Here is a 17,013-nt window from a genome sequence, read left to right on the forward strand (position 1 = left end):
GAAAATCAAGCGCAACCGGCCGGATTCGGCCGATCTGTCAGCCGCCGAGCATGCGGCTAACGATGCGCGCCGCGTAATCTACCATCGGGATCACCCGCGCATAGTTCAGCCGGGTCGGGCCGATGACACCGAGAACGCCGACAATATGGCCGGCGCCATCGCTGTAGGGCGCAATGATCGTGGACGAGCCGGACAGCGAGAACAGCTTGTTTTCCGAGCCGATGAAGATGCGGACACCTTCGGCCGTCTCCGCCCGGCCGAGAAGGTCGATCACCTCGCGCTTGGCTTCGAGATCGTCGAACAGGAGGCGAACGCGTTCAAGATCCTCCAGCGCATGGAGATCCTCGAGCAGATTGGCCTGGCCGCGCACGATCAGCTGCCGATCATCCTTCTCGCCACCCGACCAGCTGGCAATGCCGGCGGCAATGACCTTCTGGGTCAGCTGATCGAGCTCGATCTGGTTCTGGGTCAGCGCCGTCTCCAGCTCCAACCGGGCCTCAGCCAGCGTGCGGCCGCGAATCCGGGCATTAAGGAAGTTCGACGCCTCATTCAGCACCGACGACGGCACGCCCGGCGGCAGGGTCAGCACGCGGTTTTCGACCTGGCCATCCTCGGCGACCAGCACGACCAGCGCCTTTTCGGGCTCCAGACGGACGAATTCGATGTGTTTCAGCCGCACATTGGACTTGGCGGTCAAAACCACCGCCGCCGCGCGGGTCAGCCCGGACAGCTGCGTCAGCGCCTCGCCGAGCGCCGCTTCCACCGTCTGCGAGCGCCCCACCGAAGACAGTTGCTGCTGGATCGACTGCCGTTCGGGCTCGGTGAGGTCACCGACCTGCATCAAGGCATCGACGAAGAACCGCAGCCCGAGTTCGGTTGGCAGCCGGCCGGCAGACGTGTGTGGCGCATAGATGAGGCCGAGCTGCTCCAGGTCCGACATGACGTTGCGGACCGAGGCTGGCGACAGCGGAACCGTGATCAGGCGTGAAATATTGCGCGAACCGACAGGTTCGCCGGTGGCGAGATAGCTCTCGACGATCTGCCGGAAGATCTCACGCGATCGCTCATTGAGCTGGGCGAGCCCGGCATGCGGCGAAATCAGGCCGATCGGATCGTGGTGGGCCACAGGGTACTCCTTGAGAACCTAATCTGTCGCTCCGGCGGGCCGGATACAAGCACCATTGCGGTTGTGGAACCTGCCCCGCCCTTGCCGCTGCGGTCTGTGGCCCCTAAAAGCACCGCGAACAGGCTTCTCTGGACATTTGGAAGGATTTTCTCATGCGGCCAAGCCGTCGTGCGCCCGATGAACTGCGCGCCGTGTCGCTGGAACGCGGCGTGGTCAAATATGCCGAAGGCTCCTGCATGGTGAAATTCGGTGACACCCACGTGCTGGTGACCGCCACGCTGGAGGAGCGCCTGCCACCATGGCTTAAGGGCCAGGGCCGCGGCTGGGTCACCGCCGAATACGGCATGCTGCCCCGCGCCACGCTGGAACGCACCCGCCGCGAAGCCGCATCCGGCAAGCAGGGCGGCCGCACCGTCGAGATCCAGCGCCTGATCGGCCGCTCGCTGCGCGCTGCCGTCGACCTCGAAGCGCTCGGCGAACGCCAGATCACCATCGACTGCGACGTGATCCAGGCCGATGGCGGCACCCGCACGGCGTCGATCACCGGCGCATGGGTTGCGCTGGCCGACTGCATCTCGTGGATGAAGAACCGCAACATGTTCAAGAACGGCGGCGGCAACGTGCTGCGCGACAATATCGCGGCGATTTCCTGCGGCATCTATCAGGGCACCCCGGTGCTCGATCTCGATTATGCCGAAGATTCCGAAGCCGACACCGACGCCAATTTCGTGATGACCGGCGACGGCCGCATCATCGAGGTGCAGGGCACTGCCGAGAAGACGCCGTTCACGCAGGACGAGTTCCTGAAGTTGATGGCACTGGCGCAAAAGGGCGTCGGACGTCTGGTTGAACTGCAGAAAATGGCCATCGCGTGATTCCGCAAGTCATCAAGCAGGCGTAGACTCGCATCATGCATCGTCGAATCACTGGGAAGCTCGTCATCGCCACCCACAATCCCGGCAAGCTTGCCGAGATGCGCGATCTCTTGGCCCCCTACGGCATCGAAGCAGTGTCGGCCGGCGAACTCGACCTCGCCGAGCCCGACGAGACCGGCGACACCTTCAAGGCCAATGCCGCGATCAAGGCGATTGCCGCGGCCAATGTCGCGCAACTCCCCGCCTTCGCAGATGATTCCGGCCTCGTCGTCGATGCCCTCGACGGCGCGCCCGGCATCCTCTCGGCGCGCTGGGCCGGCGAGTCCAAGGACTTCACCGGCGCAATGACGCGCATCGAGCGTTTGCTGCAAGAGCGCGGCGCGACCTCGCCTGACAAGCGCACCGCGCATTTCGTCTCGGCACTCTGCGTGGCGTGGCCCGACGGTCATCTCGAGGAAGTCGAAGCGCACGCCCATGGCACGCTGGTCTGGCCGCCGCGCGGCGCTGCCGGCTTCGGCTACGATCCGACATTCCTGCCCGATGGTCACACCCGCACTTACGGCGAAATGACCGCGGTCGAGAAGCACGGGTTGCCGCCACTCGGCGAGGGCTTGTCGCATCGCGCCAAGGCATTCGTGAAACTCGCGGAGATCTGCCTTGAACCCCGCTGACGCACAGCAAGACGCTTTCGGCGTCTATGTGCACTGGCCGTTCTGCCTGTCGAAGTGCCCGTATTGCGACTTCAACAGCCATGTCCGTCACCACGCCGTCGATGAAGTACGTTTCGCGCGGGCCTTCGCACGGGAGATCGAAACCACCGCAGCCCGCACCCCGGGCCGCACGGTGACGTCGATCTTTCTCGGCGGCGGCACGCCGTCGCTGATGCAGCCGCAGACGGTCGGCGCGATTCTGGATTCGATCGGCAAGTACTGGAACGTCGCCTCCGACGTCGAAGTATCACTCGAAGCCAACCCGACCTCCGTCGAAGCGACGCGCTTTCGCGGCTATCGCGAGGCCGGCGTCAACCGCGTGTCACTTGGCGTACAGGCACTCGACGATGCGTCGCTGAAGTCGCTCGGACGTTTGCATACGGCGCGCGAGGCACTCGATGCCGTGGCCATCGCGCGCAGCGCGTTCGATCGATATTCGTTCGATCTGATCTATGCGCGCCCCGACCAGACCCCGCAGATGTGGACCGACGAACTCAAGCTCGCGATCTCGGAAGCCGCCGAACATCTGTCACTGTATCAGCTGACCATCGAGGAAGGCACGCCGTTCTTCGGGTTGCACGCCGCCGGCAAGCTCAAGACCCCCGACGAGGGCCTCGCGCGCGCACTTTATGACGTGACGCAGGAAGTCTGCGCACAGCAAGGCCTGCCGTTCTACGAGATTTCCAATCATGCCCGCCCCGGCGCGGAGTGCAAACACAACCTCGTCTACTGGCGCGGCCAGGAATATGCCGGTATCGGGCCAGGCGCTCATGGCCGCCTCGACATCGATGGTATCAGACATGCCATCGCCACCGAGAAACGCCCGGAAGCCTGGGTGATGCGCGTGGAAGACAACGGCCACGGCGTCACGTCGGATGAGTTGCTCAACAGCGAAGAACGCGCCGACGAATATCTGCTGATGGGCCTGCGCCTCGCTGAGGGCATCGATCCCGCGCGCTATCAGATGCTGTCCGGCCGCGCGCTGGATGAAAAGCGCATTCAGATCCTGCGCGAAGAAGGCGCGATCGTCGTCGAGCAGAACGGCCGCCTGCGCGTGACGCAGGAAGGATTCCCCGTGCTCGATGCTGTCGTGGCAGATCTGGCGGCGTAGGCGCTAAGCCCCGAAGCTCTTCGGCGAGCCCGCCACGGCCTGACCACCACCCGACGCGACCTTCATCACGGCGAGGCCGCGATCGTTACCGCCATCGCTGCGGAACCGGAACAGGCCATCGATGCCGGCAAAGCCTGATGGATTGGTGAGCGTTTCAGGTGCGAAGCGCTGTCCGCCCTGGGTGCGCGCCAACGCGGCGACCAGCGCCACCGCATCATAAGCGAGCGTCGCGGTACGCACGGGATCGCCGCCATATTTCGCGCGATAACGGCCCGCAAAGGCACGAAACCCTGCGGGATCCGGCGCGGCATAGAGCCCACCCTGCAACGCGGCGCTGTTGAAGACGCGCGGATTGTCCCACAGGCCCGTGCCGAGCAATTGCACATTGCGCAGATTGGCACCCGCCGCAGTCAAGGCATCAGCCGTCGCGACGACCGCATCGCCGTCGTCAGCAATGAACAACGCGTCGGCGCCGGTGAGCGATGCGGCAATGTTGCGTGCTGCGCTGGAGCGGTCAGCACCATAGCGCTCAAAAGCGACGACGCGGCCACCCTTGCGCGCGACGGCCTGCTTGAACGCAACTTCGACCACATTGCCATAGGCATTCTCGGGCAGCATCGCCGCAAAGGAGCGTTTGCCCGTGCCCGCGGCGTAATCGACGATGCGATTGACGTCGGACTCGGGCAGGAAGCTGAGCAAATAGACACCACGGCCGGCGACGCTGGAATCGGTCGAGAACGCGATCACCGGCACGTTGCGCGCGCGCGTGAGCTGCGCGGTGGCCGGCACTGACAGCGCAAACAACGGTCCGAGAATGATTTCGGATCCTTCGTCGAGCGCCTGCTGGGCGGCCTGCTGCGCGCCCTGCGCACTGCCATTGTCGTCCTTGATCAGGAGTTGAATGCTGGGATTCTGGAATTCGGTGAGCGCCATTTCGGCGGCGTTCTTCATCGACTGCGCGGCGACGCCGGCATTGCCGGAAGCCGACAGCGGCAGGATCAGTCCGACTTTCGTGCCCCCGGTGCCGATGGCTTGCGACTGCTGCGCCGGTCCCGCAGGCGGTCCCGATGGCGCCGTCGGTCCGGTGCCAAACGCATTGGTCAGCGTCGATTGCACACCCGCGCAGGCCCCGAGCAGCGGCGCGCCCAGCAGCAGGCCGACAGCCGTCCGCCGTGTTGCGCCCGACGTCGCGCCCTTGGTCCCGGATTTGGGGTCGAACGGATCCGCCATCACTTCTCTTCTTTCGGCCGTATCAGATCGGCCCGCCTCGTCACCCACTATATAGTGTGAGGCGCGGATTCAGACATATTGTCGGCGATAAGTTAACCAAAACAAAAGCTTTATGTCCGGCATACCCCGTCACCGCGGCTGGATTAGCACGACGGGAATGAACCACGGCCAAACGCCCAAAAAACGGCTGTCCCCCTTTGGCGCAATTCGCTCTACATTGTCGCCATGCGCGCAACACCCCTCTCCTCATCGCCTGCGGACGCCGCGGCGCCATCGGCCCGGACCTTCACGGTCTCCGGCCATCTGCTCATGGCACCGAAAGCTGTTCCGGGGCTGCATCTTGTGGCCACGCCGATCGGCAATCTCGGCGACATCACCCTGCGCGCGCTGGAGACCCTGGCGGGGGTCGATATCATCGCCTGCGAAGACACCCGCATCACCCGCCGCCTGACCGAGCGCTACGGGATCACCGGCACACTCAAGCAATATCATGAGCACAATGCCGAACAGGCACGGCCAAAAATTCTTGAAAAGCTGTCGCAGGGCGCGTCCATCGCACTGGTGTCCGATGCCGGCACGCCATTGATTTCCGACCCGGGCTTCAAACTCGTGCGGGAAGTGACTGCAGCAGGCTTCAATGTGATTTCGCTGCCGGGGCCGTCCTCGGTGCTAGCCGCGCTGGCCGTCTCTGCCCTGCCGACGGATCGCTTTTTCTTCGAGGGTTTTCTGCCGTCACGGCAAATGGCGCGCCGGTCACGGCTGACGGAGCTCGCTGCCATCGACGCCACGCTGGTGATGTTCGACTCCGGCAACCGCGTGCAGGACACGCTGGCCGATCTCGCTGATATCATGGGCAACCGCGATGCGGCGATCTGCCGCGAACTCACGAAGATGCATGAAGAGATCAATCGTGGACCCATTGTCGATCTGGCCAAGGGGGCCGATGGGCTGGAGACCCGCGGTGAATTCGTGCTCGTCATCGGGCCACCGGCTGCGGATGCGCAGGCCATGACCGAGGACGATCTCGATGCCCTGCTGCGCAGCTCGTTGCAGCGCGACAGCGTCAAGGATGCCGTGGCACATGCGGTCGAACTGTCCGGCCGGCCGCGCCGCGCCGTCTATGCTCGCGCGCTGGAACTGGCGAAGGAGATTCACAGGGACGCCGGCGATGACGAAGACTGACAAAGTCTCCGCGCCAAAGCCCGCGGCCAGACCGGCAGCGCCGGAACGCGTTGCCGCGTTCAATACCGGCCTCTCCGCCGAAAGCCGCGCTGCCGCTTTGCTGCTGGCCAAGGGCTACCGCATCCTCGCACGCCGCTTTCGCACGCCCCACGGCGAGATCGACATTGTCGCCAAGAAACGCAGCCTGATCGCCTTTGTCGAGGTGAAGGCCCGCGCCAGCCTGGACGAGGCCGCCTATGCGGTGACACCACGTCAGCAGGCCCGGATCATGGATGCCGCCCAGGGCTGGCTGATGGCGCATCCCGAACATGCAGAATTCGACCTGCGTTTCGACGTCGTGCTGATTGCGCCAAGACATTTGCCACGCCATCTGTTAGCGGCATTCGACGCCAGTACCTGAATTTTCGCTTTCCCGACCACAATTCCGGACCCCAGCATGACCTTAAACGTCGCCGTCCAGATGGACCCCATCGCGCGCATCAATCACAAGGGCGATTCGACCTTCGCGATGTTGCTGGAAGCCCAGAAGCGTGGCCACAAACTGTCCTATTACACGCCGGACAAGCTCTCGCTGCGCGGCAATGACGTGGTGGCGCCAGTGCAATCGCTGTCGGTGCGCGATATCGAGGGCGATTATTTCACCCTCGGCGATCCCACCCGCACCAACATGGAATCCTTCGACGTGGTGTTGCTGCGGCAGGACCCGCCATTCGATCTCGCTTACATCACCTCGACGCATCTGCTCGAGCGCATTCATCCGAAAACGCTGGTGGTCAACGATCCGGCCTCGGTGCGCAACGCGCCGGAGAAGATTTTCGTGATGGGCTTCTCGGACCTGATGCCGCCGACGCTAATCTCGCGCGACAAGGACGAGATTAATGCATTCCGCGCCGAGCATGGCGCTGTGGTGATGAAGCCGCTGCATGGCCATGGCGGCGCAGCGGTGTTTCGCGTGCTGCCGCAGGACATGAATTTCGGTTCGCTCTACGATCTGTTCTCCGTGACCTTCAAGGAGCAGTGGGTCATCCAGCGCTTCCTCCCCGAAGTGAAGCATGGTGACAAGCGCATCATCCTGATCGACGGCGAATTCGCGGGTGCCGTGAACCGCGTGCCGGCTGAAGACGATTTGCGCTCCAACATGGTGCGTGGCGGCGCCGCCAAGGCCACCGAACTCTCGCCGCGTGAGCGCGAAATCTGCGAACGTGTCGGACCGGCACTGCGTGATCTCGGTCTGCTGTTCGTCGGCATCGACGTGATCGATGGCAATCTCACCGAGATCAACGTGACGTCGCCCACGGGCATTCGCGCCATCGCCAAGCTTGGCGGACCGGATGTCGCGGCGCGGGTCTGGGACGTGATCGAAGCGAAGCGGAAGTAAACTCCGCTCGCGTCACTCGCTGCGCTGCGTCAATACTTGACGCAGCAGTTTGAATTCCATTTGTCGCAATTCTCCGCTTGCTGCTTTTGCTTGCCAGTCATGGACGGCAAGCGCAGCATGCTGATGCACGCTCGACCAATCGGGCGGCCCGCTACATATGGCGGCAAGCAAAAGCATATCAGTGGAGAAACGCATGACTTCAGAAGTTTCGCGAAGGTCCCTGCTCTCGCTCGGCGCAGGGTTGGGCGCTAATCTCCTCGCTCCCGGCCTTATCGGCAGCGCATCGGCCAAGGCACCAAAGCTCGGCACACAAGCGCCCTACTTCCACCGTTTCATGTTAGGCAACGCGGAAGTCACCGTTGTCTCGGACGGACCTTTGCCGCTCGGCGATCCCTCCGGCACATTCGTCGGCGTGCCCAAGGAAGACGTGCAGAAGATGCTGACGGATAATTTCCTCAGCAGCAGCAATGTCGTGCTCGAACAGAACGCGCCGATCGTCAACATGGGCGACAAGCTCATCCTGTTCGACACCGGCATGGGCACGTCACAACTATTCGGCAACACCACGGGCCGCCTGCAGAAGAGCATGGCCGAAGCCGGCATCAAGCCGGGCGATATCGATGCCGTGGTGTGCTCGCACGCACATATCGATCATATCGGCGGCATCGTCGATGCCAATGACAAGCCGCTTTTTCCCAATGCGCAGGTCTATCTCAGCGAGGAAGACTTCAAGTTCTGGACCGACGAAGGCAAGCTCGGTTCGCCGCTCAAGGACTTCATCGTCCATGCACGCAAGAACCTGCTGCCGGTGAAGGATCGCCTGGTGTTCTTCAAGGACGGCCAGGAGTTCCTGCCCGGCGTTACTGCCATGCATGCGCCCGGCCATACGTTCGGCCACCACATGTTCATGATCCAGTCGGACGGAAAGTCCTTCGCGTTCCTCGGCGACCTCACCCATCATCAGGTGCTGTTGCTGGAGAAGCCGCGGATGGAGTTCGCCTATGATTCCGATCCGAAGATGGCCGCGGCAACGCGGGTAAAGATGCTCGACATGCTCGCGGCCAACAAGACCGCCGTGATGTCCTATCACTTTGCCTGGCCGGGTTATGGCCATGTGGTCAAATCGGGCGACGGCTTCCGCTATATCGCCGAGCCGATGGTGATGAATCTCTAGCGGAAGTCCTGCGACTTTCCTGCGGCGATCTTGAGACAGTGACCGCCGCAGGAATTCCGCAGCAATTTATCCTCACGCCGCGGATGAGGCGTCCCTCTGACGTCTCTCCGCTCCGCGTTTGTAGATCCGGAACGTGCCACGTCCGGCATCCTTCGCCGCATAGAGCGCCGAATCGGCCATGGCTGCCAATTGCGATGACGTGCAGTTATCGGCCAGCGCGATGCCGACCGATGCGCCAACCCGCAACTGTTGTCCGCGATGATCAATCGGCAGTCCCAACTGCGTGACAATCGCACGCGCCGTCTCCGAGGCTTCCTCGAATTCCGCGTGAGGCCCCAGCAGAACCGCGAATTCGTCACCGCCGAGTCGTGCGACCAGTTCCGCACCGGCACAGATGTTGCGAATTCGATTTGCAACAACGGTCAGGCAGGCATCGCCCGCTGCGTGGCCGAAACAGTCATTGACCGGCTTGAATTCATCGAGATCGATCAACAGCAGCGCGCCGAACGGCTTCACCTTGATGGCCGACGCCGCATCGAACAGCGACAGCTTGGTTTGAAACTGGCTGCGATTGGCGAGGCCGGTCAGCGTATCGAATTCGGCGAGATAGCGGTTGCGATCCGCCAGAATTTTCTCTTCGGTGATGTCTTGCTTCATGCCGAAGATGCGGACGGCAACGCCATCGACCGACTCGACAGTGGCCGTGATCCTGATCCAGCGCCGGTTGCCCTTGAAGGTGATGATCTCCGCATCGAGACTGAAGCCCGTGCGATCCTCGATGGCCTTGCTGCGCCGCTTCGTCAGTTCCCTGACGGATTCTTCGGGATAACAGGCGAGCGCCTCCTCGCGAATCGGCGTCGAGCCACGCGGTAGATCGAAGATGTCATAGACAACATCGGTCCAGACCAGCGATTCATCGGAGAGGTCGCATTCCCAGACGCCGATTCGCGCTGCCGCCGAGGAGCGATCGAATATCTTCCGGCTATGCGCCAGCGAAGCAGCCTGTTGATCGATGATGGCCTGTTGAGCTTCGATCTGCGCCTTCAGCGCAGCGATCAGGTCGGCGTCATCCGGAGCGTCTGGCGGCATCGACAAGCGATCTGACATCTGCGGGCACCCAGTCTTCGTCTCGAAGCTCATAGGATGCTTTGCATGACGTGTTTAAGATTTTCTACGCCAATGGCCGACTTCAGCCGAAACCAGCATACTTTACCGCTACATTTCGTTCACTGATTGTTCTTGATGTAGAAGCAACCTTAGGTTACGCTCTCATCTCGAATGGGGGCGGCATGGTTCAACGGGTTTCCACCGTAGCCTTTGAGGGGATCGAGGCCCGCGCGGTCGACGTGCAGGTTCAGGTCGTGCCCGGTCTGCCGAATTTTTTGATCGTCGGCCTGCCCGACAAGGCAGTATCCGAAGCGCGCGAACGGGTCCGTGCCGCGCTGGTCGCCTCGGGTCTGGCGCTGCCGGCACGGCGGATCATCGTCAATCTCGCGCCCGCTGACTTACCCAAGGAAGGCAGCCATTACGATCTGCCGATCGCGCTGGGATTGATGGCCGCGATCGGCGCGATTCCGCCGGATGCATTGACGGGCTTCACCGTGCTCGGCGAACTCGGTCTCGATGGCTCGCTCGCGCCAGTGGCTGGCGTACTGCCTGCAGCGATCGGCGCCAATGCGCGCGACGAGGGATTGATCTGCCCAGAAGCCTGCGGCGCGGAAGCCGCCTGGGCCAGTCCCGATATTCAGATCATTGCCGCGACATCGCTGATCCAGATCGCCAATCACTTCAAGGGCACGCAGGTTCTGTCGCGGCCGCAGCCGAAGATACATGCGCGTGAGGAAACGCTGCTGGATCTGCGCGACATCAAGGGACAGGAAAGCGCCAAACGCGCGCTGGAGATCGCTGCCGCCGGCGGCCACCATCTATTGATGGCGGGATCGCCAGGTTCCGGCAAATCCATGCTGGCGGCACGGCTGCCGTCGATCCTGCCACCGCTGTCGCCGGCGGAGCTGCTCGAAGTCTCAATGATTGCGTCGGTGGCCGGCGAGATCAAGGACGGCGCACTCACCGCACGCCGGCCGTTCCGCGCACCGCATCATTCCGCCAGCATGGCCGCACTCACAGGCGGCGGGTTGCGCGCGCGGCCGGGCGAGATTTCGCTGGCGCATCAGGGGGTGCTGTTTCTCGATGAACTGCCGGAGTTCGATCCGCGCGTGCTGGATTCGCTGCGCGCGCCGCTCGAGAATGGCGAGGTGGCGGTCTCGCGCGCCAATCACCGCGTCACCTATCCCGCCCGTTTCATGCTTGTCGCTGCGATGAACCCATGCCGCTGCGGTCACGCTTTCGAGCCTGGCTTCTCCTGCAAGCGCGGCCGGATCGACCACTGCACCTCGGACTATCAGGCGCGCATCTCGGGCCCCTTGATGGACCGCATTGATCTACGCATCGAAGTGCCCGCGGTCACCGCGGCGGATCTCATTTTGCCACCACCGTCGGCAGGTTCCGCCGAAGTCGCGGCGCGTGTCGCCGCCGCGCGCGATCTGCAGACCATGCGCTATGCCGCGGCGGGATTGCCGGGCACACATACCAATGCCTCCGCGCCCGCCTCCGTGCTGGAAACGGTTGCGCAGCCCGATGCGCAGGGACTGATATTGTTGCGCGATGCCGCCGAAACGATGCGACTGACCGCGCGCGGTTATCACCGCGTACTGCGCGTGGCGCGGACGCTGGCGGATCTCGACGGCGCCGAGAAAATCGGGCGGCTGCATCTGGCCGAAGCGTTGTCTTACCGCGCGCTGGCGGAGGACATTCGCCGAGCTGCTTGACGTCTCCTCCTCGCCACTGATGTGGACGTCAACGCGATAGTAACGAGTTTTGTTTACGCTCTGCTCACCATAACCCCGCGTTACGGGGCCAGGGCGAGTACCGTGTCATGCTGCGTTTCAAGATTTTAGCCTCGACGATTCCTTTGGTACTCGCGGCCTTTCTCGCGCGTGGTGATCTCGTAGCCGGCACGCATCCCTGCATCTCCACCGGTGAGACCACCGTCCAGATCGCCGCCATGCCCTGGCAGGCGCGATCGCATGTCAGCTTCACCAACGATCCCCTACAGGCAACCGTCCGTGTGCAGATCGTCGACAGCGCCGAGACCGCCGACTTTGTCGTGCTCGATGATGTCGATGCAGCGGAACCCGATGCCTGTCCCGTCACCGCTGCGACGCGTTTCATCGGTATTGCCGACACATCGGCAACGTCAGAGCCCATCATCTACCTGTCGGAACAGGGCGACGCCGACTACCGGATCTTCGTGAAATCTCGCAGCTTCACGGTGCGCGATGCCGCAGCGCTGATCGTCAGCGCCCACAGCCGCAGCCCGGCGCGGATGGCAGCGGCCAGCCTCTAGGCCGCGCATTAACGCTTCATCAACCATGTCTGCGCGGGCAAATTCAAAACTGCCCCCGTGCAAGCACTTGGCAACAACATACCCGCATTGTTTCTGAGATCTGCGATCGCCTGATCGCGGCCTGTAGTCGCGTGCAATCGCGAGCCATGATGTGACCAAGCCGGAGTGCTGATCTGTGGCGAAAGGTGTCTTCCGGATCAAGGTCTACTTCCGCCGCTTCGCGCGCCGCTTTCCGTGGCTTGCTTTCGTCATCCGCTCCTTCGTGATGTTCTCGGCTGCCTTCGGTGGCGCCTATGGCTTCATCTCCGGTTCGACCTCCAAAGACTCCGGTTACGATCCGCATGCTTTTGCGATCGGTGCCAGCTTCCTGTTCGCGCTGGCCTGCGTCGCCTTGGCCACCATGAGCATCCGTATGCGCTTCATAGGCAAGCGGATGCGCAAATTGGCTGCGCATAACGAAGCCCTGGTCGATCGGAACTGGGAATTGAAAGAAGCCGAAGAGCGCGCGCGCAGCCTGTTCGAAGCGCAAGGCGACCTGATCGTAATCCGCAATAGCGAAGGCTGCATCACCTTCGTCAACGATGCCTATTGTGCGCTGGCGGAACAATCACGCGAAGCATTGATCGGCAGCCGTTTCGAACTCACGCTGCTGGAGCAGGGCGATATCGCCAACGAGCCCAACGGCACCAGCATGCACGATCAGAAGATCGCCACGGCGACCGGTCCGCGCTGGATCGCCTGGCGCGAAGGTCTGGTGCGGATCGATGCGGGCCAGCCCGCCGAGTTGCAATGCGTTGGACGCGATGTCACCGACCGCACCCAGACCGAGCGCGCCCTCGGTGAAGCGCGCGACCATGCCAATGCCGCCAACCGCGCCAAGTCACGGTTCCTTGCGATGGCGTCGCATGAAATCCGCACGCCGCTGAACGGCATTCTCGGCATGAGCGGCTTGCTGCTCGATACGCCGCTGACCCCCGAACAGACCACTTACGCCAAGGCCGTGAAGACCTCCGGCGATGCGCTGCTGTCGCTGATCGAGGAGCTACTGGATTACTCCAAGATCGAGGCCGGCAAGATCGATCTGGAACATCGCCCCTTTGCACTAGCCGGATTGATCGAGGACATCACCGAATTGCTGGCGCCGCGCGCGCAGGCACGCAATCTCGAAATCGCGGCCTATGTCGATGAGCGATTGCCGCTGACAGTGATGGGCGATGCGGCGCGCCTGCGCCAGGTGCTGCTCAATCTCGCCGGCAATGCCATCAAGTTCACGGCGACCGGCGGCGTAGCGCTGATCGTCGAACCCGGCATCTGGCAGAACGAAGTCTCTTTCCTGGTGCGCGACACCGGCATCGGCATCGCGCCGGATGCGCAGCAGCGCATCTTCCGCGAATTCGAACAGGCAGACGAGGGTACCGCGCGGCACTATGGCGGAACGGGTCTTGGCCTCAGCATCAGCGAGCGCATCGTCAAGCGCATGAACGGCCGCATCACGCTGCAGAGCACGCTCGGTGCCGGCTCGACATTCGAAGTGTCTATCCCGCTCACCGCTTCCGACAGCGGCACCGCGACCTTCGTGCCGCCGGATCTCACGGACCTTTCGGTGATGCTGGTGGCGCCACAAACCATCGAAGCTTCGCTCACAGCCCTGCGACTCGGGCGATGGGGCGCCCAGACCTGCACTGTCTCCGATCTCGCCGTCGCGCAGGCGCTGCTACCCGAACGTTCATGGCATGCCGTCATGATCGATCGCGCTCTTGGTGCTGACGCTGCCGAGCAGCTTGCGAACGCTGCAATTCCGCACGCGCTGCGACGGATCGTGCTGTTCACGCCGGCGATGCGTCATGAGCTGCAGCCCACAACGCCGAGTGCGTTCACCGGCTATCTGGTGAAGCCACTGCGTGCGACCTCGCTCGCCGCGCGCCTGACATTACAGACGGACTCACCGACAATCGCCGCCGATGATCCGTTGGATCGTGATCCGGCCACACCGGAACCAACGGCGGCGATGGCACCCAGCCTCTCGATCCTGGTCGCCGAAGACAACGAGATCAACGCGCTACTGATGCGCTCGTTGCTGACGCGGCTTGGCCACAAGCCCGTCGTGACCACCAACGGCGAAGAGGCACTGGAATCCTGGCTCGCCTCCGACTCCGCAGGCACGCCCTATGACCTCGTCCTGATGGATATCCAGATGCCGAAGCTCGACGGCATCGAGACCACCAAACGCATTCGCGCGCGCGAGGCCGGTCAACGCGTCAGGCGGACGCCGATCCTGGCCCTCACAGCGAACGCACTGGTCGAAGATCGCTATGCCTGTTTCGAGGCCGGCATGGACGGCTTCCTGATGAAGCCGCTGGACCGCGACAAGCTCGCCGAAGCCCTCAAGGGACTCGCCAAGATGCGGCACGTCGCCGCCTAGCTCCACCTTCGCTGTCACACCCCCGCAACACGCCCGTCACACGGCTGTTGAGCGCCCGTGATGTCTGGTGCGGATAAGCCGCATCGATGATTCGCGTGATGCCTGCGGCACAAGGCGATTGAGTTGGGGATGGCCATGCACGGCAACGAACTGGTGCGACCGAAGCAGGGTTTCATGCAGATGTTGCGGCCCCAGAACATGAGCGCCGCTGCGCAGACTGCGATCACCTGGTTCAAGCCGCCGCTGCATCTCGATCCGGCCAACGGTATTCCCGTCGCCACGAATTCGCTGGGCCGGATGGGTCCGCTCGAAGTTCGCCTCGCGCAGGACAAGCGCGACGTGAAGCGCGCGCAGCGTCTGCGCTACAAGGTATTCTACAAGAACGGCACCGCGATCGCCGACGCCGCCACCATGCTGGCACGCCGCGACAAGGATGCATTCGACAAGATCTGCGATCACCTTCTCGTCGTCGATCACGATGCCAAGCCCACATTGTCCGGCAAGCAGCCGGTGGTCGGCACCTATCGCCTGCTACGCCATGAGGCGGCCATGCAGAATGGCGGCTTCTATACCGACAGCGAATTCGATCTGTCGGGGATGATCGAGCGCCATGCCGGTCTGCGCTTTCTTGAACTCGGCCGCTCCTGCGTGCTGCCGCGCTACCGCAACAAGCGCACCGTCGAATTGCTGTGGCAGGGCATCTGGAGCTACGTGCGGCAGAACAAGTTCGACGTCATGATCGGCTGCGCCAGCTTTGAAGGCACCGATCCGGATCGCCTCGCGCTGCCGCTGTCGTTCCTGCACCACAATGCGCGTGCCCCCGAGGCCTGGCGCGCCCGCGCGCATCCGTCGCGCTATGTCGAGATGAACCGGATGGCCGCGGATGCCATCGACACCAAGGCGGCGCTTCGTGCGCTACCGCCGCTGATCAAAGGCTATCTACGGATCGGCGCCATGATCGGCGACGGCGCCGTGATCGATCATCAGTTCGGCACCACCGACGTTCTGATCGTGATGCCGGTGACGTCGATCGGCGCACGCTATATCGAGCATTTCAGCACGGACACCTCACGCCACGCGGCGTAATCGCTTAGAGGCGACGCAGCGCGACGTTTTCCACCACATGATCCGCGCCCTTTTTGAGGATCAGCGTCGCACGCGGTCGTGTTGGCAGGATGTTGTCTTCGAGATTGGCGAGGTTGGTGCGCTCCCAGATCGCCAGCGCCGTCGCCGTCGCTTCTTCATCCGACAGCAATGCGTAGCGATTGAAGTAGGATCGCGGATCGTGGAATGCGGTGTCACGCAGCGCCAGAAACCGTCTCACATACCAGTCGCGCAGTACCGGCTCATCGGCGTCGATATAGACGGAGAAGTCAAAGAAGTCGGAGACCACAGGCACCGCCTTGCCGTCGCGCGGGAGGCGGCCGGTCTGTAGCACATTGACGCCTTCGACGATCAGGATGTCGGGCTGATCGACCTCGACCCACTTGTTTGGGACCACGTCGTAAGTGAGATGCGAATACACAGGCGCGCGGACGGCATTGCGGCCGGCTTTGATGTCACTGAGAAACTGCAGCAGCGTCGGCAGATCGTAGCTTTCGGGAAAGCCCTTCTTCTGCATGATGCCTTCGCGCTCAAGCACCGCATTCGGATAGAGAAAGCCGTCGGTGGTGACGAGATCGACCTTGGGCCGCGGCGACCATCTTGCGAGCAGTGCCTGCAGCACGCGGGCGGTGGTCGACTTGCCGACCGCCACCGACCCGGCGACGCCGATGATATAGGGCATCTTGCGATCCTCGATGCCGAGGAACTTGCGCTGCGCGTAATACAGACGTTGTGTCGCCGTGACATAGATCGAAAGCAGGCGGGACAGCGGCAGGTAAATCTCTTCGACCTCGCGCAGATCGAGGCGATCATACATCGAACGCAGGGCGGCGATCTCGCCGGCCTCCAGCGTCATCGGCGTATCGTCGCGCAGCTTGGCCCACTGCTCGCGCGAGAAATTCCGATAGGGATTGTATTGTTGGTCTGCCCGCATATCCATGAAGCGGTCCCCGTTGTGATCGACGCTGTTACTCGCTCTTGCGCGACGCTTTCTCTTGCAGTCCGGATTGCGACGTGCGCTGACCGAGCGCCGCCTCGACCTCCTGAATCGTTACGCCGCGCGCTTTCAGCAGCACCAGCAGATGAAACAGCAGGTCGGCACTTTCATTGATCAGATTGGTGCGATCGTTCTCGACCGCCGCGATCACGGTCTCGACCGCTTCCTCGCCGAATTTCTTGGCGCAATGCTCCGCGCCCTTGTCGAGCAGCTTGCGGGTATAGGACGCGTCGCCACCCGCCGCCGCGCGGGCGTCGATGGTATCGGCAAGGTCATGAAGCGTAAAAGCCATTTCGGC

General features: G+C 62.9%; 17 protein-coding genes. 11 read left to right on the plus strand and 6 right to left on the minus strand.

What is annotated here, in order from left to right:
- Positions 1-37: 37 nt before the first annotated feature.
- The gene (gene hrcA / locus AB8A23_RS05075; RefSeq protein WP_439060264.1) at positions 38-1,126 is read right to left on the minus strand and encodes a heat-inducible transcriptional repressor HrcA; all 1,089 of its coding nucleotides are present in this window, start codon (positions 1,124-1,126) and stop codon (positions 38-40) included.
- Positions 1,127-1,278: 152 nt separating this feature from the next.
- Here hrcA and rph point away from each other — a divergent pair, with 152 nt between their 5' ends.
- From rph to hemW, 3 genes are read left to right on the plus strand one after another with little or no spacing between them, the layout of a single operon-like run.
- On the plus strand, positions 1,279-2,001 hold the full coding sequence (gene rph, locus AB8A23_RS05080; protein ID WP_093757824.1) for a ribonuclease PH: 723 nt from the start codon (positions 1,279-1,281) through the stop codon (positions 1,999-2,001).
- Between the two features lie 35 nt (positions 2,002-2,036).
- Positions 2,037-2,672, plus strand: coding sequence for an RdgB/HAM1 family non-canonical purine NTP pyrophosphatase (gene rdgB, locus AB8A23_RS05085; RefSeq protein WP_439060263.1), 636 nt, complete (start codon positions 2,037-2,039; stop codon positions 2,670-2,672).
- Positions 2,659-3,822, plus strand: a complete 1,164-nt coding sequence (gene hemW, locus AB8A23_RS05090; RefSeq protein ID WP_439060262.1) for a radical SAM family heme chaperone HemW — start codon at positions 2,659-2,661, stop codon at positions 3,820-3,822. Before rdgB ends, hemW begins: the two co-directional genes overlap by 14 nt.
- 3 nt (positions 3,823-3,825) lie before the next feature.
- Here hemW and AB8A23_RS05095 read toward each other — a convergent pair whose 3' ends face one another.
- Entirely contained in the window at positions 3,826-5,052 is a 1,227-nt protein-coding gene (locus tag AB8A23_RS05095; RefSeq protein ID WP_093757821.1) for a penicillin-binding protein activator, read from the minus strand.
- A 225-nt stretch (positions 5,053-5,277) separates the two neighbouring features.
- On the opposite strand from AB8A23_RS05095, the gene rsmI reads away from it, so the two are divergent.
- Genes rsmI through gshB form a run of 3 tightly spaced genes read left to right on the plus strand, consistent with a single transcriptional unit; the run spans position 5,278 to position 7,612 of the window.
- The gene (gene rsmI / locus AB8A23_RS05100; protein WP_439060261.1) at positions 5,278-6,234 is read left to right on the plus strand and encodes a 16S rRNA (cytidine(1402)-2'-O)-methyltransferase; all 957 of its coding nucleotides are present in this window, start codon (positions 5,278-5,280) and stop codon (positions 6,232-6,234) included.
- Entirely contained in the window at positions 6,221-6,634 is a 414-nt protein-coding gene (locus tag AB8A23_RS05105) for a YraN family protein (protein WP_439060260.1), read from the plus strand. The genes rsmI and AB8A23_RS05105 overlap by 14 nt, the downstream gene beginning before the upstream one ends.
- A 36-nt stretch (positions 6,635-6,670) precedes the next feature.
- The gene (gene gshB, locus AB8A23_RS05110; protein ID WP_120287688.1) at positions 6,671-7,612 is read left to right on the plus strand and encodes a glutathione synthase; all 942 of its coding nucleotides are present in this window, start codon (positions 6,671-6,673) and stop codon (positions 7,610-7,612) included.
- Between the two features lie 12 nt (positions 7,613-7,624).
- Here the strand turns inward: gshB and AB8A23_RS05115 are convergent, their stop codons facing one another.
- Positions 7,625-7,807, minus strand: a complete 183-nt coding sequence (locus tag AB8A23_RS05115) for a hypothetical protein (protein WP_439060259.1) — start codon at positions 7,805-7,807, stop codon at positions 7,625-7,627.
- On the opposite strand from AB8A23_RS05115, the gene AB8A23_RS05120 reads away from it, so the two are divergent.
- Positions 7,806-8,786: an MBL fold metallo-hydrolase gene (locus AB8A23_RS05120; protein ID WP_439060258.1), complete on the plus strand. Its 981-nt coding sequence runs from the start codon at positions 7,806-7,808 to the stop codon at positions 8,784-8,786. The two genes, AB8A23_RS05115 and AB8A23_RS05120, sit on opposite strands and share 2 nt — an antisense overlap.
- Positions 8,787-8,858: 72 nt before the next feature.
- Here AB8A23_RS05120 and AB8A23_RS05125 read toward each other — a convergent pair whose 3' ends face one another.
- Positions 8,859-9,893, minus strand: a complete 1,035-nt coding sequence (locus tag AB8A23_RS05125; protein ID WP_439060257.1) for a diguanylate cyclase domain-containing protein — start codon at positions 9,891-9,893, stop codon at positions 8,859-8,861.
- Positions 9,894-10,075: 182 nt separating this feature from the next.
- Here AB8A23_RS05125 and AB8A23_RS05130 point away from each other — a divergent pair, with 182 nt between their 5' ends.
- The 4 genes from AB8A23_RS05130 (at position 10,076) to AB8A23_RS05145 (ending at position 15,700) form a co-directional block, all read left to right on the plus strand.
- A complete protein-coding gene (locus tag AB8A23_RS05130; RefSeq protein WP_439060256.1) occupies positions 10,076-11,614 on the plus strand; it encodes a YifB family Mg chelatase-like AAA ATPase in 1,539 nt (512 codons plus the stop codon).
- Positions 11,615-11,721: 107 nt separating this feature from the next.
- Positions 11,722-12,192, plus strand: a complete 471-nt coding sequence (locus AB8A23_RS05135) for a hypothetical protein (RefSeq protein ID WP_439060255.1) — start codon at positions 11,722-11,724, stop codon at positions 12,190-12,192.
- A 175-nt stretch (positions 12,193-12,367) separates the two neighbouring features.
- A complete protein-coding gene (locus AB8A23_RS05140) occupies positions 12,368-14,614 on the plus strand; it encodes an ATP-binding protein (protein ID WP_439060254.1) in 2,247 nt (748 codons plus the stop codon).
- A 135-nt stretch (positions 14,615-14,749) separates the two neighbouring features.
- The gene (locus AB8A23_RS05145) at positions 14,750-15,700 is read left to right on the plus strand and encodes a GNAT family N-acetyltransferase (RefSeq protein WP_439060574.1); all 951 of its coding nucleotides are present in this window, start codon (positions 14,750-14,752) and stop codon (positions 15,698-15,700) included.
- Between the two features lie 4 nt (positions 15,701-15,704).
- On the opposite strand, the gene coaA is transcribed toward AB8A23_RS05145, so the two are convergent.
- A complete protein-coding gene (gene coaA / locus AB8A23_RS05150; RefSeq protein ID WP_089263094.1) occupies positions 15,705-16,658 on the minus strand; it encodes a type I pantothenate kinase in 954 nt (317 codons plus the stop codon).
- 28 nt (positions 16,659-16,686) lie between these two features.
- Entirely contained in the window at positions 16,687-17,007 is a 321-nt protein-coding gene (locus AB8A23_RS05155) for a phosphoribosyl-ATP diphosphatase (RefSeq protein WP_089263096.1), read from the minus strand.
- Positions 17,008-17,013 lie beyond the last annotated feature (6 nt).

Source organism: Tardiphaga sp. 619_E2_N8_4 (assembly GCF_051810905.1).
GTDB lineage: Bacteria > Pseudomonadota > Alphaproteobacteria > Rhizobiales > Xanthobacteraceae > Tardiphaga > Tardiphaga robiniae.

Excerpts from the sequence above, each read along its gene's own strand:
- rph (WP_093757824.1), top strand. The coding sequence starts at position 1,279 with ATGCGGCCAAGCCGTCGTGCGCCCGATGAACTGCGCGCCGTGTCGCTG.
- rdgB (WP_439060263.1), top strand. The coding sequence starts at position 2,037 with ATGCATCGTCGAATCACTGGGAAGCTCGTCATCGCCACCCACAATCCC.
- AB8A23_RS05095 (WP_093757821.1), bottom strand. The coding sequence starts at position 5,052 with ATGGCGGATCCGTTCGACCCCAAATCCGGGACCAAGGGCGCGACGTCG.
- rsmI (WP_439060261.1), top strand. The coding sequence starts at position 5,278 with ATGCGCGCAACACCCCTCTCCTCATCGCCTGCGGACGCCGCGGCGCCA.
- AB8A23_RS05105 (WP_439060260.1), top strand. The coding sequence starts at position 6,221 with ATGACGAAGACTGACAAAGTCTCCGCGCCAAAGCCCGCGGCCAGACCG.
- gshB (WP_120287688.1), top strand. The coding sequence starts at position 6,671 with ATGACCTTAAACGTCGCCGTCCAGATGGACCCCATCGCGCGCATCAAT.
- AB8A23_RS05120 (WP_439060258.1), top strand. The coding sequence starts at position 7,806 with ATGACTTCAGAAGTTTCGCGAAGGTCCCTGCTCTCGCTCGGCGCAGGG.
- AB8A23_RS05115 (WP_439060259.1), bottom strand. The coding sequence starts at position 7,807 with ATGCGTTTCTCCACTGATATGCTTTTGCTTGCCGCCATATGTAGCGGG.
- AB8A23_RS05125 (WP_439060257.1), bottom strand. The coding sequence starts at position 9,893 with ATGTCAGATCGCTTGTCGATGCCGCCAGACGCTCCGGATGACGCCGAC.
- AB8A23_RS05130 (WP_439060256.1), top strand. The coding sequence starts at position 10,076 with ATGGTTCAACGGGTTTCCACCGTAGCCTTTGAGGGGATCGAGGCCCGC.
- AB8A23_RS05135 (WP_439060255.1), top strand. The coding sequence starts at position 11,722 with ATGCTGCGTTTCAAGATTTTAGCCTCGACGATTCCTTTGGTACTCGCG.
- AB8A23_RS05145 (WP_439060574.1), top strand. The coding sequence starts at position 14,750 with ATGCACGGCAACGAACTGGTGCGACCGAAGCAGGGTTTCATGCAGATG.
- coaA (WP_089263094.1), bottom strand. The coding sequence starts at position 16,658 with ATGGATATGCGGGCAGACCAACAATACAATCCCTATCGGAATTTCTCG.
- AB8A23_RS05155 (WP_089263096.1), bottom strand. The coding sequence starts at position 17,007 with ATGGCTTTTACGCTTCATGACCTTGCCGATACCATCGACGCCCGCGCG.